Below are 18,216 nucleotides of genomic sequence, written 5' to 3' on the forward strand. Positions count from 1 at the left end.
CGATGCGGCGCCCCGGGCGGCGCCGCCGTCGCCACGTTCATCACTGAAGCAGCCCCGCGCCGGGGCGCATGAAGGAGCACCCCCATGAAGCACTGGATCAAACGAACCCTGTTCGGATTCGCCGGCCTGGCCGTCGTCGCCGGCAGCATCGCCGGCTGTGCCGGCCATCGCCACGGCTGGGGCGGCGACAGCGCCGAGTTCCGCGCCAAGATGGTCGAGCGCGTCGGCAGCAAGCTCGAGCTCGACGCCGCGCAGAAGCAGAAGCTCACCGTGCTGGCCGAGAAGCTGCAGGCGCAGCGCCAGGCGATGCGCGGTGCGGGCGGATCGGGCGATCCGCGCTCGCAGTTCAAGGCCCTGTTCGCGGGCAACACGCTCGACCAGGCCGGCGCCGCGCGCCTGATCGAAGAGAAGACCGCCGTGGTGCGCACCGGCAGCCCCGAGGTCATCGCCGCCGCGGCCGATTTCTTCGACCACCTGAACCCGGCCCAGCAACAGAAGGTGCGTGACTTCATGGAGCGCGGCGGCCGCCGCTGGTCCCGCCATGGCTGAAATGGGCTCGCCCCCGGGCTGGGCGCGCTTCGTGTCGCTGCATCGACCCGCTCTGCGGGCGCCGCAGCAGCACGTGGGTTCCGCGGTGTCCCGCGAACTGGCGGCAGTGCCGGCCGTAGACGGTGTGCGCACCGTGCTGCGCTTCGAAGGCGCGGTGGTGCTCGCGGTGGCGCTGGTCGGCTATGCCCAGTTCGGCATGGGCTGGGGCCTGTTCGCGCTCTGGCTGTTCGCGCCCGACCTTTCGCTGCTCGGCTACCTCGCGGGGCCGCGCGTCGGCGCGGCGCTGTACAACGCGGCGCATGCGCTGATCGGGCCGGTGCTGCTGCTGGCGCTGGGCGTGTTCGCGGCGCAGCCATGGGCGGTGGCCGGCGGCCTGATCTGGCTGGCCCGCGTCGGGCTCGACCATGCGCTGGGCTTCGGCCTGAAGTACGCGACGGGCTTTGCGTCCACCCACCTCGGCCGCATCGGCCGCGCCGATCCGTGGTGAGTGCCGTGGCCCGTTCGCGCCCCTCGATGCGCCCCGCGCTCGCGCGCACCGTGATGCTGGGCGAGGCGTTCACGCTCGCCGTCGCGTCGGCGGTGCACGGCGGCTGGCTCGGGGCCGGCCACGCGCATCCGCAGGCGCGCACCGCCGAGGCCGTGATCGCCACCGTGCTGGTGCTCGCGGCGCTCGAAACCTGGCGCCGCCCCGCGCATGCCCGCGCCGCGGCGATCGCCGGACAGGGCTTTGCCCTGCTGGGCACGCTGGTCGGCCTGGGCACCATCGTCGCGGGCATCGGCCCGCGCACGGTGCCCGACGTGGTCTACCACGTGCTTTTGCTCGCCGGCCTCACCGCCGGCCTGGTCTGGACGGTGCGATGCCGGCCGGATTGATTGCAAGCCTTGCCATTCGCGCTCTCTTTGCCAGGAGGCACAATCCCGCCATGCCGCGCATCCTGCTGATCGACGACGACGAACACCTCGCCGCGCCGCTGACCACCTACTTCGCACGCTTCGGCTGCACGCTCGACAGCGCCAAGCGCCCGAGCGAGGGCATCGCCAAGCTGCGTGCGGGGCACTACGACGCGGCCATCCTCGACGTCATGCTGCCCGAGATGGACGGCTTCGAACTGTGCCGCGAGATCCGCAAGGAAAGCGACATCCCCATCGTGATGCTCACCGCGCGCGGCGAGGTCATGGACCGCGTGGTCGGCCTCGAACTCGGCGCCGACGACTACGTGCCCAAGCCCTTCGAGCCGCGTGAACTCGTGGCGCGCGTGCAGACCATCCTGCGCCGCCAGCGCAGCGCGCCGGCGGCCGCCGCCGCCAATGCACAGCTGCGCGTGTTCGACGGCCTCTCGATCGACCTCGACCGGCGCCAGGTGCTGCGCCACGGCGAGCGCGTGGAACTCACCGGCACCGAGTTCGACCTGCTCGCGCTGCTGGCCGGCGAGCCCGGCAAGGTGTTCAGCCGCGACGACATCCTCAACCGGCTGCGCGGCCACGAGGCCGAGCTCTTCACGCGCGCGGTCGACATCGTGGTGAGCCGGCTGCGCAAGAAGCTCGAGCCGCTCGACTGCATCAAGACGCTGCGCAACGCCGGCTACGCGCTGGCCGTGGCGCCGGGCGAGCCGTCTTCATGAGATTTCCCCGCAGGCGCGCAGGCGCCGTGCCCGCCGACAACGAAGGCCTGTGCCCCGGCAAGGAGCGCCGCCGGCACTGGCACGCGCGCATGCACGCGCACATGCAGCAGCGCTGGCGCAGCTCGGTGCGCGTGCGCATCGTGATGATGTTCGTGGTGCTCGCGCTCGTGATGGCGGCGGTGTTCGTGGGCGGCATGAAGCGCTCGTTCTCCAGCACCTGGGCCGAGGCCGCGCAGCCGATGCTGATGGACTACGCCGACCGCCTCGTTGCCGAACTCGGCACGCCGCCCGACACGGCGCGCGCGCAGGCGCTGGTCGACCGGCTGCCGATCACCATCCGCATCACCGGGCCCAGCGTGAACTGGGAGTCGAACCCCGGCAACGACATGCACGCGCGCGGCGGCTGGTTCTACGACCGCGACCGCGAGGAGTCGATGTTCTCCACCGAGCGCTGGTTCGTGCGCCCCACGGCCGACGGGCACAAGGTCATCTTCGGCTGGGCGCCCCGGCTGTGGCAGCTCGCGCCGCGCGCGGCGGGCTGGACCACGCTGTGCGTGTTGCTGCTGCTCGTGGTGGTGGCCTACGCACTGGTGAGCCGGCTGCTGCGTCCGCTCATCGACATCCGCGAGGGCGCGCAGCGCTTCGGCCGCGGCGAGTTCACGCAGCCCATTCCGATCCGCCGCAACGACGACCTGGGCGACCTCGCGCAGCGCGTCAACACCATGGCCAGCGACATCCAGGCCATGCTCGATGCCAAGCGCGGCCTGCTGCTGGCGCTGAGCCACGAGCTGCGCTCGCCGCTCACGCGCGCTCGCCTCAACGCCGAGCTGCTGCCCGCCACGCCCGAAGGCGAGGCCGAGCGCGAGGCGTTGCTGCGCGACCTCAACGAGATGCGCGACCTGATCAGCGACCTGCTCGAAAGCGAACGCCTGGCCAGCCCGCATGCCGCGTTGCAGCGCGAGCCGGTCGACCTGGCCGCGCTGGTGCGCGAGATCGTGGCCGAGATGCCCGGCGCGCAAGCGGTGCAGCTCGACCTGGCAGAGGGCCTGGCGCCGCAGCCCGTCGACCGCATGCGCGTGCGCCTGATGGTGCGCAACCTGCTGGACAACGCGCTGCGCTACAGCGCCGGCGCACCGCAGCCACCGACCGTGAGCTTGCGCGCGCCGGCCGACGGCGGTGCCGAGCTGGAGGTGCGCGACTTCGGTCCCGGCGTGGACGACGCGCAGCTTGAACGCCTGACCGAGCCCTTCTATCGCACCGACGGCGCGCGGGCGCGCGCCACCGGCGGTGTCGGCCTGGGCATGTACCTGTGCCGGCTCATCGCCGAAGCCCACGGTGGCCGGCTCACGGTGCGCAACGCGCACCCCGGCCTGCAGATCAGCGTGCGTTTCGGCTGAGGCGCGTGGGGGCGGCCGCTGCGTCAGCGGACCAACCCCCGCCGAGCGCGTGGTACAGCGCCACGCTGGCCTGCAAGCGCGCCTGCAGCAACTGCGCGCGCGCATCCTGCGCGGCGAACAGCGTGCGCTGCGCGTCGAGCAGCGTGAGCAACGTCTCGGCACCTGCGCGGTAGCGCGACTCGGCGAGCGTGCGCGCGCGTTCGGCCTGCGCCAGTTCTTCGTCTTGTGCCACGCGCTGCGTGTCGAATGCGGCCACGGCCTCGAGCGCGGTCAGCGCATCGGTGAAGGCAGCCACGGTGGCGGCACGGTAGTTCGCGAGCAGTTCCTCGCGCCGCGCGGCCGACAGGTCACGCGCCGCTGCGCGCCGGCCGCCATCGAAGATCGGCGCCGCGAGCGCCGCCGCGAGGCTGTACACCGGGTGGTCGAACAGCGTGCCGAAGCGCGGCCCCGCGGCCGCGAGGCCGGCGCTCAGCGTGAGCGTGGGGAACATCGCCGCGCGCGCCGCCGCCACGTCGGCATCGGCCGCTGCCAGCGCGGCCTCGGCGCGTGCGATGTCGGGCCGGCGCGCGAGCAGGTCGGCCGGCAGGCTGGCGTCGACCGCGGGCAGCGCGAGCTGCTGCAGGCTGGTGGCCGCGATCCGCACCTCGCTGCCGGCCTGGCCGAGCCAGCGCGCCATGCGGATGTCGGCCGCGCGCGACTGCTGGTGCAGCGTGGCGGCCGTGCGCCGCTGCGACGCGACGATGCCGCGCTGCTGCGCGAGTTCGAGCGGCGAGGCCGCGCCTGCGCGCGCACGGGCCTCGACCAGCTGCAGCAGCCGTTCGGCATCGTCCAGGCTGCGGCGCGCGATGGCCGTGCGCTCGCGCAGGCCCAGCGCTTCGAGCCAGGCCGCACCTGCGCCTGCACGCAGCGCGAGCCGCACCGCGTCGCGGTCGAAGGCACTGGCCTGTCGCGAGGCGCCGGCGCTGTCGCGCTGCGCGCGCAGGCGGCCCCACAGGTCGACCTCGTAGTGCGCATCGAGCCCGAGCGCGCGCCGGTTGCCGCTCACGTTCGCATCGCCGCCGAGCCGGCCCTGGCGCTGCACATCGGCGGTCGCCGACAGCTCGGGCCAGGCCGAGGCGCCGGTGATGCGCTCCTGCGCTTCGGCCTGGCGCAGGCGGGCTTCGGCGGCATCGCCGTCGGGGTTGCCGGCATCGACCGCGGCGACGAAGGCCGGCAGCTCGGTGCTGCCGAAGCCGCCCCACCACGGGTCTGCGACGGGAGCTGCAGTGGCGGGCGCATCGGCCGAAGGCGTCGCGCAGCCCGCGAGCAGCAGCGCCGCCAGGGCCAGCGCGGCGGGAGAGAAGAAAAGGCGCGTCATGGCAGTCGTCATTCGGAAGACAGGGCCGCGACCGGGTCGAGCGCGGCGGCCTTGCGGGCCGGCATGAAGCCGAACACCAGGCCGGTGAGCACGGCGCAGCCGAAGGCGCCCGCGATGGCCGTGAGGGAAAAGATCACCGGCACGCTCCACACGATGAGCGCGGCGCCCACGAGCAGCCCGCCCGCCACGCCCGCGACGCCGCCGGTCACCGTGACCAGCACCGCCTCGACCAGGAACTGCCGCAGGATGTCGCGCTGGCGTGCGCCGGTGGCCATGCGGATGCCGATCTCGCGCGTGCGTTCGCGCACGGTCATGAGCATCACATTCATCACGCCGATGCCGCCGACCACCAGCGACACCGCCGCGATCAGCCCGAGCATCACGGTCATGGTGCGCTGGGTCTGCGCGCGCGCCTTGATCGACTCGGTCTGGTTGAACACCTGCACGTCGCGCACGTGGCGCTGCGCGGCCAGCACCTCGACGATTTCTGCCGCCGTCTCGGAGGCCTTGTCGACGTCGTGCACGGCCACCGCCACCCAGGTCGGGTGGTTGCTGCCGTACAGCCGCGCGGCGGCGGTGGAGAAGGGCACGATCACGCGCTCGTCCTCGCTGGCCTGGCCGCCGCCCGCGCCCTTGGCGGCGAGCACGCCCAGCACGTCGAAGGGCACGTTGTCCAAGAGGATGCGCTGGCCCACGGGGTCGGTGCCGTCGGCGAACAGCGCGGCCTGCACGCGCTCGCCGATCACCGCGACCTTGGCCAGGCCCTGCTCGTCGCTCTCGTCGAAGAAGATGCCGCGCGCGGTCGGCCACTTCAGCGCCTGCTCGAAATCGGTGGTGGCGCCGCCGCCCTCGGTGCGGTGGTCCACGTTGCCGCGCCGCGCGACCACGAAGCCCTCGATGTACGGCATGGCCACGCGCACGTTGGGCAGGCGGCGGATGGTGTCGACATCGGCCAGCGTGAGCTTGCCGCCGCGCCCGCGCGCGCTGTCGGGAATGGCGGCCACGTACATCTTGTCGGCGCCGAACAGCGAGATCTGCTTCATCACCGCCTCCTGCGAGCCGGTGCCGACCGCGAGCATCACGATGACCGAGGCCACGCCGATCACGATGCCCAGCAGCGTGAGGCCGGTGCGAAAGCGGTGGATCCACATCACGCGCCAGGCCGCACGCAGCGCCTCGTGCAGCTCGGAGAGCAGGGCGCGCGGCGTGTCGGCGGCGTCGGCTGTGTGCGAGGGCGAGAGCAGCGGAAGTGGCTCTGGTGGTGCTTCGACGGGCGCGCGCCCGCTGTCCGACACGATGCAGCCGTCGCGGATCTCGATCACGCGGCGCGCGCGCTGCGCCACCTCGCGGTCGTGCGTGATGAGGATCACGGTGTGGCCGGCGGCGGCCATCTCGTCGAGCAGTGCCATCACCTCTTCGCCGCTGCGCGAGTCGAGCGCGCCGGTGGGCTCGTCGGCCAGCACGATGCGTCCGCCGTTCATGAGCGCACGCGCGATCGATACGCGCTGCTGCTGGCCGCCCGAGAGCTGGTGCGGCCGGTGGCCCAGCCGCTCGCCCAGGCCCAGGCGCGTGAGCAGCCCGCGTGCGCGCGCCGCGCGTTCGGCGGGCGCCGCGCCGGCGTAGATGGCGGGCATCTCGACGTTCTCCTGCGCCGACTCGGTGGAGATCAGGTGGTAGCCCTGGAACACGAAGCCGAAGGCCTCGCGCCGCAATCGCGCGAGCGCGTCGGCGTCCATGCCGGCCACGTCCTGGCCGGCGAACAGGTAGCGCCCCTGGGTCGGGCGGTCGAGGCAGCCCAGCAGGTTCATCAGCGTCGACTTGCCCGAGCCCGAACTGCCGACGATGGCGACGAACTCGCCCGCGTGCAGCTCGAGCGTGATGCCGCGCAGCACCTCGACGGCCGGCGCGCCGTCGTGGCCGCCGTAGGACTTGCGCAGGTCGTGCAGCGCGATCAGCGGGGGCGTCTTCGTCTCCGCTGCACTCACAGCTGGAACTTCCGCGTGCCGCCGCCGGCCGCGCGTTCGCCGGTGATCAGGCGCTCGCCCTCGGCCAGGCCTTCGAGCACCTCGCCCGAGAGCCGGTCGCGCACGCCGATGCGCACCTCGCGCGGCGCGGGCTGGCCGTCGGGGCCGAGCACGCGCGCGGTGAAACGCCCGGCCTGGCCCTTCACGGCCGTGAGCGCGGGCAGCGGTGCCACCACCACGTTGCGCGCCGAGGCGGCGACGAAGCTCACCTGCGCGGTCATCTGCGGCATGAGCTCGCCGTCGGCGTTGTCCACGTCGAACAGCACCGTGTAGAGCACGACCTTGCTGGCGGCCGGGGCCTGCGGCGCGTCGCCGCCGCCCTTGCCTGCGGCCACGGGCGGCGAGGGCAGCACCTGGCGCACGGTGCCTTCCCAGCGGCGGCGGTCGGCGCCGAGCGTGGTGAAGTACACGGCCATGTCGCGCTTCACGCGGCGCACGTCGGCTTCCGAGACCTCGGTCCACACCGTCATGCTCGACAGGTCGGCCACGCGCAGGATGTCGGGCGTCTGGTAGGTGGCGTTGAGCGTCTGGCCCTCGCGCGCCTGCACCGAGACCACGCTGCCGGCCATCGGCGCGTAGATGCGCGTGTAGCCCAGGCGGGCCTCGTCGGCCTTGAGCGTGGCCTGGGTCTGGGCGATCTGGGCTTCGAGGTGCGCGATCTTCGCGGCGGCGGAAGCCAGCGTGGCTTCGGCGGTCTGCACGTCTTCGGCGCGCGTGGCGCCCTCGGCGGCCATCTGCTGCTGGCGTGCGAACTGCTGGCGCGCCAGCCGGTGCTGCGCGTGCTGGTCGGCCAGTTGCGCGCGCAGCCCCGCGAGCGAGGCGCGGCCGGCGTCCACCGTGGCCTGCTGCACGCTGGGGTCGATCTCCACCATCAGCTGGCCCTTCTTCACCGGGTCGCCGGGCTGCACGTGCAGCCGCAGGATCTGGCCCGACACCTGCGCGCCCACGTCCACATAACGGCGCGGCTGCAGCGTGCCGATGGCGGTCACGCTGCTTTCGATGTCGCCGCGGCGCAGCACGGCGGTGTCCCAGCCGGGGTCGCGCGGACTCGCCCCCACATAGGCCACCGCGGCGGCGGCCAGGGCCAGGGCCGCGAAGGCGGCGATGCGCAGGCGCCGGCCGGCGCGCGAACGGGAAGCGGGCGCCGTCACCGGGCGTCCCTGCAGAAGAAAGCGAGGGTCATGCAGCTAAGACGTGCGAGGCGCCGAAACGGGTAGCCCGCGCGGTGCCTCATGCGGAATGAGACGTTTCGGGGGACAGGACAAACTTTACAAATCTATAATGAGAATAACTCTCAATTGCGTCGCTGCCCGCGATGCCCCTTCACACCATGTCCCATCCGGAAGTCCGGCAGCTGTACGTCGACCACCAGGGCTGGCTGCGCAGCTGGTTGCTGGGCCGCCTGCGCTGCGGCTTCACTGCGGCCGATCTCACGCACGACACCTTTCTCAACCTCATCGAGCTGCCGCAACAGCCGGTGCTGCGCCAGCCGCGCGCCTTCCTGCAGGTGGTGGCCAGCCGGTTGATGATCAACCGCTTCCGCCGCATGCAGGTCGAGGCCGAGGTGCTGCGCACCGTGGCGCTGATGGCCGAGGACGCCTGCGCGCCGAGCGCCGAGGACAAGGCCTGCGCGCGCGAACTGCTGGGCCAGGTGCTCGCGCTGCTGGCGACCGAGCTCGACGTGAAGAGCCGCACCGCCTTCCTGATGGCGCGCGTCGAAGGCCGCTCGTATCGCGAGATCGCGGCCGAACTGGGCGTGTCCGAGACGCGCGTGAAGCAGTACCTCGCGAAGGTGCTGGCGCATTGCCACGGCCGCATGGCCGCGGCCGTGCCCGAAGCGGAAAGCGCCGACGCCCCGGCCCATGCCTGACGCGGCCGCCGAGCGCTTGCGCGAGGAGGCGGCGCTGTGGGCCGTGACCCTCGCCGACGACAGCGTGGACGACGCCACGCGCGCCGCCTGCGCGGCGTGGTGCGCGCTCGACGAGCGCCATGCGCGGCTCCTGGCCGAGATGCGCCGCATGTGGGAGTCGGTCACGCCCGACACCCCCGCGCCGCAGCCCGCGCGCCGCGGCCTCTCGCGCCAGGCGCTGGGCGCGCTCGTGCTGCTGCCCGGCCTGCTCGTGGCGGGCGCCGCGATGCCGTGGCAGGCCTGGCTGGCGGATGAACGCACCGGCACCGGCGAGATCCGCCACCTCACGCTCGAGGACGGCAGCCGCGTCGCGCTGAACAGCGACTCGGCCATCGACATCGATTTCTCCAGCAGCGTGCGCCGCGTGCAGCTGCTGCGCGGGGAGGTCTTCGTCGAGGTCGCGCATGGCGACAAGCCTTTTGCCGTGGTCGACCGCGACGGCAGCGCGCAGGCGCTGGGCACGCGCTACGCCGTGCGGCGCGAGGCGAGCGACACGCTCGTCACCGTCACCGAGTCGCGCGTGCGCGTGCAGCCGCTCGAGGGCGGCGACGACCGGTGGGTCGACGTGCAGGCGGGGCAGCAGGTGCGCTTCGACCGCCGCGGCGTCACCACCGACACCGTGCCCGCCGCGCCCGGCGGCCTGGCCTGGCCGCAGGGTCGGCTGGTGTTCGACGACGCACCGGTGGCCGAGGTGCTGCGCCAGCTCGGCCGGCACCGGCCCGGCCTGCTGCTGGCCGACGACGAGGCCCTGGGCGCGCTGCGCTTCACCGGCGTGCTGCCGATCCAGCAGAGCGACGCCGCGCTCGCGCTGCTCGCCAGTGCGCTGCCGGGCTTGCGCGTGTCGACGTTGTCGCCGTGGCTGGTGCGGGTGACCACGGCGCCGCCGTGATCGGCGGGTCGCACTTTTTTCCGCGCGCGCCGCTACCCGATTCCCGTGCCCGCTTGTCATAGGTGGTGAAAAGAGATTCACCACACCATGACAGGACCCGCAGACCCGACCGAGACCGCGCACGCCAGCGCGCAGCGCTGGCATCGCCTGCGCCGCGCCTTCGCGCTCGCGAGCCTGGTGCTGCTCGCCGTGCCGGCCGCCGCGCAAGCGCCCGCCGCCGATGCGGCCTTCGAGTGGCACCAGCCCGCGCAGCCGCTGAGCAGCGCATTGACCGCGCTCGCCGTGCGCACGGGGCTGCTGCTCGGCGTCGATGCCGAGGTCGTGCGCGGCAAGCGCGCGCCCGCGCTGCAGGGCCGCTACACGGCACGCGAGGCGCTGCTGCAGCTGCTCGAAGGCAGCGGCCTTGAAGCGGTGCGCGGTGCTTCAGGTGGCTACGCGCTGCGGGTTGCGGCGCAGCGTCCGAAGCCGCAGGCCGAAGCGCCCGCCGCGGGCGGTGCGCTCAGCGAGGTCACGGTCACCGGCGGGCGCGACACCGGCACCGTCACCGAAGGCACAGGCTCCTACACCACCGATGGTGCGATCGGCACCGCGACGCGGCTCGAACTCAGCCTGCGCGAGACGCCGCAGTCGGTCAGCGTGCTCACGCGCGACCGCATCGACGACCAGGGCCTGAGCCAGATCAGCGACGTGCTGCGCCAGGCGCCCGGCCTGAGCTTCGTGCAGAGCGGCAACGCCGGCACCGACGCCAACGCCGTCTATGCGCGCGGCTTCGAGGTCGAGAACTACCAGGTCGACGGCATCCCGCAGGCCGGCACCTGGCTGCTGCAGACGGGTGACCTGGCCTTCTACGACCGCGTCGAGGTGGTGCGCGGCGCCACCGGTCTGCTCAACGGCGTGGGCACGCCGGCGGCCACCGTCAACCTCGTGCGCAAGCGCCCCGGCAACGCGCTGCAGGCCAGCGCTTCGTTCAGCGCGGGCACCTGGAACCGGCAGCGCGCCGAACTCGACATCGGCGGGCCCGTCACCGCCGACGGCCGCGTGCGTGCGCGCGTGGTCGCGGCCGTGCAGGACGGCGACTCGTGGATCGAGCGGCACCACGAGAACAAGCGCCTGTTCTACGGCATCGTCGAAGCCGACCTCGCGCGCAGCACGCGCCTGAGCGCCGGCTTCGAGCTGCAGCGCCACGACAACGACGGCGTGGCGCGCGCCGGCCTGCCGCTGTTTTTCAGCGACGGCAGCGAGGCCAGCTACGGCCGCTCGCGCAGCGCCGCCGCGCGCTGGGCCCATTCGTACCAGGACCAGCGCCAGTACTTCGCCGCGCTCGACCACCGCTTCGACAACGGCTGGGCCGTGCACGCCGCCTTCAACCGCTCGCGCCGCGCCTACGACGACGTCATCGGCTACGCGCTGCGCGGCTACATGGACCGCGCCACGGGTGCGGGGCTCGGCCTGTGGACGAACCGCTGGAACGCGGTGCCGGTGCAGAACGCATTCGACCTGTACGCCAGCGGCCCCTTCGAACTCTTCGGCCGGCGGCATGAGCTGGTGCTGGGCTACAACGCCTCGCGCACGCACAGCGACGCGCCGCTGTACGCGGGCTGGAACGTGGCGGGCTTCGATCCGTGGATCGCGAACTTCAACAGCTGGACCGGTGACCTGCCGGCCCAGCCGCACCAGCCCGTGACCGGCCGCCAGGAAACCGCCACGCGCCAGTCGGGCGCCTATGCCACGGTGCGGCTGCGGCCCACCGACGCGCTCTCGGTCATCGTCGGCGCGCGCGCGAGCGACTGGAAGGACGCGACGCGCACCGTCCCCTTGCAGCGCGCCGCCACCCTCACCACGCGCAGCGAGAAGGGCGTCGTCACGCCGTACGCGGGCGTGGTGGTCGACCTCGACAAGCACTGGTCGGCCTACGCCAGCTACACCAGCATCTTCAAGCCGCAGGCCAGCAAGGACCGCAGCGGCACCTACCTCGATCCGCTCGAAGGGCACGCCTACGAGGCGGGCGTGAAGGGCGCGTTCCACAACGACCGGCTCAACCTCAGCGCCGCCGTGTTCCAGGTGAAGCAGGACAACCTCGCCGTGCGCCTGGACAACGAGTTCGCGCCCGACGGCTCGGCCGCCTACCGCGCCGCCAAGGGCACGACCACGCGCGGCTACGAATTCGAAGTGGCCGGCGAGCTGCTGCCCGGCTGGCAGGTCGGCGGCGGCTTTGCGCACAGCGTGGCACGCGACGCGGCCGGCCAGCGGCTGAACACGCAGGTGCCGAAGAACCTGCTGAAGCTCTTCACCAGCTACCGCATCGCCGGCATCGGCAACGGCCTCACGGTGGGCGGCGGCCTGAACTGGCAGAGCGACACCTACAGCACGGGCCTGGGCCCCTCGGGCCATGCGCGCTTCACGCAGCAGGCCTACACCACGCTCGACCTCATGGCGCGCTACCCGATCAACAAGCACCTCGCCGTGTCGGTGGCGCTGAACAACGTCTTCGACACGCGCTACCGCACCAGCACCAGCAGCAGCTTCTACGGCGCCCCGCGCCACCTGCTCGTGACCTTGCGCGGCACCTACTGACGCACCGCGTTTTTTCTCCGCAGCCAGGTCGCTGCCGGCCCCTTCGCGGCCGGGTGCGTCGCTAGCCATCTCCTGCCAACGGGCGTTGCCGACCTCCCGGGTCGGGTCGCCCCCTTTCTTCATGCCATGAACCAGCATTCGTTTTCACGCGCCCGCTTCCAGCGGTCTCCCGTGGCCCTTGTCGCCCTGCTCCTGTGCGGCGCAGCCGGCGCGCAACAACAGCCCGCCGCCAGCGGCGCGGCGCTGTCCGAGGTCACCGTCTCGGGCGACCGCAGCGGCCGCACCGAGGGCAGCCGCTCCTACACCGCCGAGCAGGCCTCCACCGCGACGCGCATGGACCTGTCGATCCGCGAGACGCCGCAGTCGGTGACCGTGATCACGCGCGAGCGCATGGACGACCTGGGCAGCGCCCGCATCGACGACGTGCTGGGCCAGACCACCGGCATCATGGTCGGGCAAGCCGACAGCGAGCGCGTGAACTACTCGGCGCGCGGTTTCTCGATCAACAACTTCCAGATCGACGGCATGCCGCGCGGGCCGAATGCGCCGCTGTCGGACGCCGTGCTGTACGACCGCATCGAGGTCATTCGCGGCGCCACCGGCCTCATGGGCGGTACGGGCGATCCCTCGGCCACCATCAACTCGGTGCGCAAGCGCCCCACGCGCGAGTTCCAGGGCAGCGCCTCGCTCAGCTACGGGCGCTGGAACCACAAGCGCGCCGAGGTCGACCTGTCGGTGCCGCTCACCGCCGACGGCCGCATCCGCGCGCGCACCGCGCTGGCCTGGCAGGACCGCGACTCGTACATGGACCTGTACCACGAGCGAAAAACCGTGGGCATGGTGATCGTCGAGGCCGACCTCACGCGCTCCACCTTGCTCACCGCCGGCATCGACTTCCAGGACAACAAGCCCACGGGCGCGACCTGGGGCGCCATTCCGTACTGGAACCACGACGGCACGCTCGCCAACCTGCCGCGCAACACCAGCCTGAGCGCGCCGTGGAGCACCTGGGCCAACAAGCAGCACACGGCCTTCGTCTCGCTGCAGCACCGCTTCGACAACGACTGGAAGGTGCACTTGGGCTACGCGCGCACCACCAGCACCAACAACACCACTGTGGCCAACGGCGGCGCGGGCTACCCCAACCGCTTCACCGGCCAGGGCATGAAGCTGTGGAGTGGCGTGTGGGGCGAGGGCGAGTACGTCAACGACAACTTCGACCTGTACGCCACCGGCCCCTTCAGCCTGTTCGGGCGGCGCCACACCTTCATCGCCGGATGGAACGGCGGCAACCAGACCTACACCTCGCAGGGCGGCACGCCGGTCATCCCGTACCCCGAGGCCATTCCCGACTACCGCACGTGGACCGGCAACATCCCGCGCCCGATCTTCCTGGCCGACGGCTCCAAGACCGTGGGCTTCACGCAGCTCAATGGCGGCTACGTGGCGGGCCGCTTCAGCCTCACCGACCCGCTGAGCGTGATCGTCGGCGCGCGCGTGAGCAACTACCGCAGCTACACCCACGCCTACAACACGGCGTTGCAGTACACGCGCACCACGGGCAAGTCGGAGTCGAAGGACGAAGTCACGCCGTATGTCGGTGTGGTCTACGACCTGGACAAGCGCCACTCGCTGTACGCCAGCTACACCACGCTGTTCCGTCCGCAGACCTCGAAGGACCGCAACGACCAGTACCTCACGCCCGAGACCGGCACCAGCGCCGAGCTGGGCCTGAAGGGCGAGTACTTCGGCGGTGCGCTCAATGCGTCGGCGGCCGTGTTCCAGGTCAAGAAGAAGAACCTGGCCGAGCTCGACCGCAGCGTGCCCGCGGGCTTTCGCCTGCCCGACGGCGGCCAGGCCTACGTGGCCAGCGGTGACGGCGTGACCGCGCGCGGCCTGGAGTTCGACGTGTCGGGCCAGATCACGCCCGACTGGAACGTGGCCGCCGGCTACACGTATCTCGATGCCAAGACCGCCAAGGGCGCGCGTGCCGTGCCCAACCAGCCCAGGCACCTGCTGCGCCTGTCGACCGCCTACCGCTTCAGTGGCGCCTGGCGCGGCCTGAAGGTCGGCGGCGACATGACGGCGCAAAGCGGCATCTACGGCGAGTCGTGGTATGGCCAGCCGCCGCTGTTCAGCATGAAGGACCCGCTGCCGCGCATCTCGCAGAAGGCGTACGCGGTGTTCAGCCTCATGGCCAGCTACGAGATCAACAAGAACGTCACGGCGCAACTGAACATCCGCAACGTCTTCGACAAGAAGTACTACCGCAACGTGGGCTTCTACGACAGCGTGTTCTGGGGCGAGCCGCGCAACGTGAGCCTGACCCTGCGCGCCAAGTTCTGAACAAGCCGTCTTCCATTCCGTCTCAACCATGCCATCACTACCTGGAGCATCGACCATGAAGAAACCCCTGTTCTCCCTTGCCACCCTCGCGGCGGCCGCGTTCGTTTTCTCGGGCGCCGCGCACGCCCACTTCGTCTGGCTCGAGCCCGCCGCGGGCGGCGAGGCCAAGGCCTACTTCGGCGAATGGGCCGACGACCTGCGCGAGACCGAGTCCGGCCACCTGAAGCTGGTCAGCGCGCCGCGCGGCATCGCCGCCGACGGCAAGCAGACGCCGGCCACGCGCCATGCCGACCACTTCGTGGTCAAGGCCGACGCCAGCGGCGACGCGCGCCTCGTGGGCGCCTACGTCAGCGACAAGGGCGTGGCGAGCCTGTACCAGGCACGCACCGGCCGCACCGAAACCGTCGCGCGCCACACGCTCGAGCTCGTGCCGCAGGCCGCCAACAGCAACAGCTTCACGCTGCTGCTCGCGGGCAAGCCGCTGCCCAAGACCGAGGTGGTTGTGTTCGGCCCGCCCAAGTGGGAGAAGAAGTTCACCACCGACGACGCCGGCCAGGTCACGCTGCAGACGCCCTGGCCCGGCCAGTACGTGGTCGAGGTGAACCACACCGACAAGGACGGCAAGGGCAGCTGGGACGGCAAGCCCTACACGCAGACGCGCCACGTCGCCACGCTGAGCTTCGTCGTCCGGTGAGGGCGGGGCTTCCGGCGCGGGGGTGCTGCCCATGAGCACCTTCGCGCTGGTGTGCGCCCTGTTCGCGTCGGCGCTCGGCGGCTTCGTCACGCTGAGCCTGGCGATGGACCGGCATTACGAAGACGCCCACGGGCGCGGCCGCACGCCGGGCCCGTCGCGGCCCTGGCAGCAGCTGGGCGGCGCGGCACTGCTGCTCCTCTCGCTGGTCGCAGCACTCCGGCTGCGCGGGTCGGCCATGGGCTGGGTGCTGTGGCTGGGCGCGCTCACGGCCGCCGCGCTCGTGGTGGTCGGCCTCGTGAGCTACCGGCCCGGCTGGGCGCGGCGCGTCGGCGCCGTGGCGTCGGTGCTGGGCGTTGCCACGGCGGCGGCGTACGGGCTGCTCCTGCTTCCATAGCAGGGCGCTCGGAGGGGGCGCGCGGGCTGTCGCCTGCGCTACGCGCGGGGTCTTGGCCCGCGACTACGATGCGGCTGCGTCGCCGATGCCCGGCACATTCACCCATCAAGGAGACACCATGAGCAGCGCCCTCACCAACCACCAGGTCCGTCTTGCCAAGCGCCCCGAGGGCACGGCCACGCGCGAGCACTGGCGCTTCAGCACCGAGCCCGTGGCCCAGCCCGACGAGGGCGGCGTGCTGGTCAAGACGCTGTCGCTGTCGCTCGACCCCGCCATGCGCGGCTGGCTCAACGACGCCAAGAGCTACATCCCGCCCGTCGCCATCGACGAGGTGATGCGCGCCGGCGGCATCGGCCGCGTGGTGGCCTCGAAGAACCCGCAGTTCGCCGTGGGCGACACCGTGTACGGCACGCTCGGCGTGCAGGAATACATGCTGATCCCGCAGGACCAGATCAAGCGCAACGGCCTCGTGAAGGTCGACCTGCGCGTGGGCACCATCACCCAGTGGCTCAACGTGCTGGGCATGCCCGGCATGACCGGCTACTTCGGCCTGATGGACGTGGGCATGCCCCAGGCAGGCGAAACGGTGGTCGTCTCCGGCGCGGCCGGCGCCGTGGGCCAGACCGTGGGCCAGCTGGCCAAGATCAAGGGCTGCCGCGTGGTCGGCATCGCCGGCGGCGCCGCCAAGTGCGAGTGGGTGGTGAAAGAGCTGGGCTTCGACGCCTGCATCGACTACAAGGCCGGCGCGGGCGCGGTGCGCGAAGGCCTGAAGACCCACTGCCCGAAGGGCGTGGACATCTACTTCGACAACGTCGGCGGCGAGATTCTGGATGCGGTGCTGGCACGCCTGGCGCGCAAGGCCCGCGTGATCATCTGCGGCGCCATCAGCCAGTACAACAACGCCAACAGCATGCCGGCCGCCGGCCCGAAGAACTACCTGAGCCTGCTCGTGAACCGCGCGCGCATGGAAGGCATCGTGGTGTTCGACTACGCCGACCGTTACCCGATCGCGATCGCCGAGATGGCCGGCTACCTGAAGGACGGCCGCATGAAGAGCAAGGAAGACGTCGTGAAGGGCCTCGACACCTTCCCCGAGTCGCTGAACAAGCTGTTCGCGGGGGAGAACTTCGGCAAGCTGGTGCTGCAGGTCGCCGAGGAATAACCAAAGGGGCGCCGCGGCGCCCCGAACCTCAATCGTCGGTGGGCCGCATCGGAATGTCGCCCATCGCATCGTCCTCGCGCAGGCCGCGCGCGGCCTTCAGCAGTTCGATCGAGAGGCCGTCGCCGTGGCCTGCGAAGCCCTGGGCGATGCCTTCGAGCACGGTCGACAGGTTGGTGTCGCCGTCGGTGCGGGCGTCCATGCTGATGTTCAGGACCCGCGCCGCCATCTGCCGGTAGGTGACGGCGCCCGCGCCCTCCAGCGCGGCCACCAGGTCGAGGTACAGCGCCAGGTTCATGTCGAACACCAGCTTGGGCGTGATCTCGAAATCCTCGGTCTTGTTGTTCTTCTGATCCATGGGGGTGACTCCTTTTTCCTGAGCCTCCACTCTAGCCACAAAAAACGACAAGCTCTGTCGGGCATCGCCCTGATTTGTCTCATTTCGCACGCGTGCCCATCACGGCGGCCGAGATGATCAGCGCCGCCGCCAGCGCGATGCTGGCCGTGAGCGCCCGGCCGGTCACGGCCAGCAGCAGCGCGGTGGAGGCCAGCGGCGTGAGGTAGCTCAGGATGCCGATCTGCCGCGCGTCGCCGCGCTTGAGCGCCATGTCCCACACGAAGAAGGCCGCGCCCAGCGGGCCCAGGCCGCACAGCGCGACCAGCAGCCAGTCTTTCGCCGACAGCGCTACCGCCGGCTCCAGCAGCGCATGGCAGGCCAGCGAGAGCGCGCCCGACACCAGCCCGAACAGGCCGATGGCCGAGGTCGGGAAGGGCGTAACGCGCTGCGTCCACAGCGAGTAGCTGGCCCAGATGAAGGCCGAGCCGGCCGCCGGCAGGAAGCCCCAGTACGTGGCGGGCGCACCCGGCAGGGCACTGTCGCTTCGTGCACCGAGGATCGCGATGGCCGCGCCCGCGAAGCCCAGCAGCGCCGCCACCACGTGCAGTGGGCGCAGCGACACGCCCGGCAGCAGCACCGGCGCCAGCACCACCATCAGCAGCGGCCAGAGGTAGTTCACGAGGTTGGCCTCGACCGGCGGTGCATGCCGCAGCGCGATGAACAGCAGAAAGTGAAAGCCGAAGAGCCCGTACACCCCGAGCGCCAGCGTGCGCGGTGGCACGCGCCAGGCGCGGCGGTCGCGCAGCACCAGCGGCCAGCTCGGCACGCTGCCGACGATCAGCGCCAGCCCGGTCAAGAGGAAGGGCGGCAGGTGCGACAGCGCGGTGCCGAAGGTGGCGAGCGTGGCCCACAGCGCGATGGCGAGCAGGGCGTAGAAGGTGGCGGGCATGGACGCCGAGGCTACG

At 71.7% G+C, this 18,216-nt stretch carries 17 protein-coding genes; 12 read left to right on the forward strand and 5 right to left on the reverse strand.

The genetic code is table 11. From position 1 onward, the window contains the following. Window positions 1-84: 84 nt before the first annotated feature. The 5 genes from AC07Y4_RS11815 to AC07Y4_RS11835 are packed head-to-tail and all read left to right on the forward strand — an operon-like array spanning window position 85 to window position 3,568. Complete coding sequence (locus AC07Y4_RS11815; RefSeq protein WP_095950136.1) at window positions 85-549, forward strand: Spy/CpxP family protein refolding chaperone; 465 nt, start codon at window positions 85-87, stop codon at window positions 547-549. After that, window positions 542-1,036, forward strand: coding sequence for a DUF4260 domain-containing protein (locus AC07Y4_RS11820; RefSeq protein WP_487847413.1), 495 nt, complete (start codon window positions 542-544; stop codon window positions 1,034-1,036). Before AC07Y4_RS11815 ends, AC07Y4_RS11820 begins: the two co-directional genes overlap by 8 nt. 5 nt (window positions 1,037-1,041) lie before the next feature. Continuing rightward, window positions 1,042-1,422, forward strand: coding sequence for a hypothetical protein (locus AC07Y4_RS11825; protein ID WP_260685122.1), 381 nt, complete (start codon window positions 1,042-1,044; stop codon window positions 1,420-1,422). 50 nt (window positions 1,423-1,472) lie between these two features. Next, entirely contained in the window at window positions 1,473-2,171 is a 699-nt protein-coding gene (locus AC07Y4_RS11830) for a response regulator transcription factor (protein WP_062478915.1), read from the forward strand. Further along, the gene (locus AC07Y4_RS11835; protein ID WP_487847412.1) at window positions 2,168-3,568 is read left to right on the forward strand and encodes a sensor histidine kinase; all 1,401 of its coding nucleotides are present in this window, start codon (window positions 2,168-2,170) and stop codon (window positions 3,566-3,568) included. Before AC07Y4_RS11830 ends, AC07Y4_RS11835 begins: the two co-directional genes overlap by 4 nt. Here the strand turns inward: AC07Y4_RS11835 and AC07Y4_RS11840 are convergent. From AC07Y4_RS11840 to AC07Y4_RS11850, 3 genes are read right to left on the reverse strand one after another with little or no spacing between them, the layout of a single operon-like run. Further along, on the reverse strand, window positions 3,549-4,925 hold the full coding sequence (locus AC07Y4_RS11840) for an efflux transporter outer membrane subunit (RefSeq protein WP_487847411.1): 1,377 nt from the start codon (window positions 4,923-4,925) through the stop codon (window positions 3,549-3,551). The two genes, AC07Y4_RS11835 and AC07Y4_RS11840, sit on opposite strands and share 20 nt — an antisense overlap. An 8-nt stretch (window positions 4,926-4,933) precedes the next feature. After that, window positions 4,934-6,910, reverse strand: a complete 1,977-nt coding sequence (locus tag AC07Y4_RS11845) for a MacB family efflux pump subunit (protein WP_487847410.1) — start codon at window positions 6,908-6,910, stop codon at window positions 4,934-4,936. Beyond that, the gene (locus AC07Y4_RS11850; protein WP_487847409.1) at window positions 6,907-8,100 is read right to left on the reverse strand and encodes an efflux RND transporter periplasmic adaptor subunit; all 1,194 of its coding nucleotides are present in this window, start codon (window positions 8,098-8,100) and stop codon (window positions 6,907-6,909) included. The genes AC07Y4_RS11845 and AC07Y4_RS11850 overlap by 4 nt, the downstream gene beginning before the upstream one ends. Window positions 8,101-8,279: 179 nt before the next feature. On the opposite strand from AC07Y4_RS11850, the gene AC07Y4_RS11855 reads away from it, so the two are divergent. The 7 genes from AC07Y4_RS11855 to AC07Y4_RS11885 all read left to right on the forward strand — a co-directional run bounded on the left by AC07Y4_RS11855 (window position 8,280) and on the right by AC07Y4_RS11885 (window position 16,917). Further along, window positions 8,280-8,819 carry a sigma-70 family RNA polymerase sigma factor gene (locus tag AC07Y4_RS11855; RefSeq protein ID WP_174250314.1) on the forward strand — a complete coding sequence of 180 codons (540 nt, stop codon included), beginning with the start codon at window positions 8,280-8,282 and terminating at the stop codon, window positions 8,817-8,819. Continuing rightward, complete coding sequence (locus tag AC07Y4_RS11860) at window positions 8,812-9,747, forward strand: FecR family protein (RefSeq protein WP_487847408.1); 936 nt, start codon at window positions 8,812-8,814, stop codon at window positions 9,745-9,747. Before AC07Y4_RS11855 ends, AC07Y4_RS11860 begins: the two co-directional genes overlap by 8 nt. A gap of 87 nt (window positions 9,748-9,834) precedes the next feature. Further along, a complete protein-coding gene (locus AC07Y4_RS11865; protein ID WP_487847407.1) occupies window positions 9,835-12,321 on the forward strand; it encodes a TonB-dependent siderophore receptor in 2,487 nt (828 codons plus the stop codon). A gap of 171 nt (window positions 12,322-12,492) precedes the next feature. After that, complete coding sequence (locus tag AC07Y4_RS11870) at window positions 12,493-14,667, forward strand: TonB-dependent siderophore receptor (RefSeq protein ID WP_495274575.1); 2,175 nt, start codon at window positions 12,493-12,495, stop codon at window positions 14,665-14,667. A gap of 55 nt (window positions 14,668-14,722) precedes the next feature. Further along, window positions 14,723-15,361, forward strand: coding sequence for a DUF4198 domain-containing protein (locus AC07Y4_RS11875; RefSeq protein WP_487847405.1), 639 nt, complete (start codon window positions 14,723-14,725; stop codon window positions 15,359-15,361). Window positions 15,362-15,392: 31 nt separating this feature from the next. Beyond that, window positions 15,393-15,755 (forward strand): DUF3325 domain-containing protein, encoded by a 363-nt coding sequence (locus tag AC07Y4_RS11880; RefSeq protein ID WP_390348202.1) that lies wholly within the window; start codon window positions 15,393-15,395, stop codon window positions 15,753-15,755. A 118-nt stretch (window positions 15,756-15,873) separates the two neighbouring features. Then, on the forward strand, window positions 15,874-16,917 hold the full coding sequence (locus AC07Y4_RS11885) for an NADP-dependent oxidoreductase (RefSeq protein WP_159279633.1): 1,044 nt from the start codon (window positions 15,874-15,876) through the stop codon (window positions 16,915-16,917). Window positions 16,918-16,945: 28 nt separating this feature from the next. Here the strand turns inward: AC07Y4_RS11885 and AC07Y4_RS11890 are convergent, their stop codons facing one another. Both AC07Y4_RS11890 and AC07Y4_RS11895 read right to left on the reverse strand, forming a co-directional pair. Then, window positions 16,946-17,272 (reverse strand): hypothetical protein, encoded by a 327-nt coding sequence (locus AC07Y4_RS11890; RefSeq protein ID WP_062482731.1) that lies wholly within the window; start codon window positions 17,270-17,272, stop codon window positions 16,946-16,948. Window positions 17,273-17,351: 79 nt separating this feature from the next. Further along, window positions 17,352-18,200, reverse strand: a complete 849-nt coding sequence (locus AC07Y4_RS11895; RefSeq protein ID WP_487847404.1) for a DMT family transporter — start codon at window positions 18,198-18,200, stop codon at window positions 17,352-17,354. Window positions 18,201-18,216 lie beyond the last annotated feature (16 nt).

The organism is Variovorax sp. GW460-12-1-14-LB1 (genome assembly GCF_059423605.1).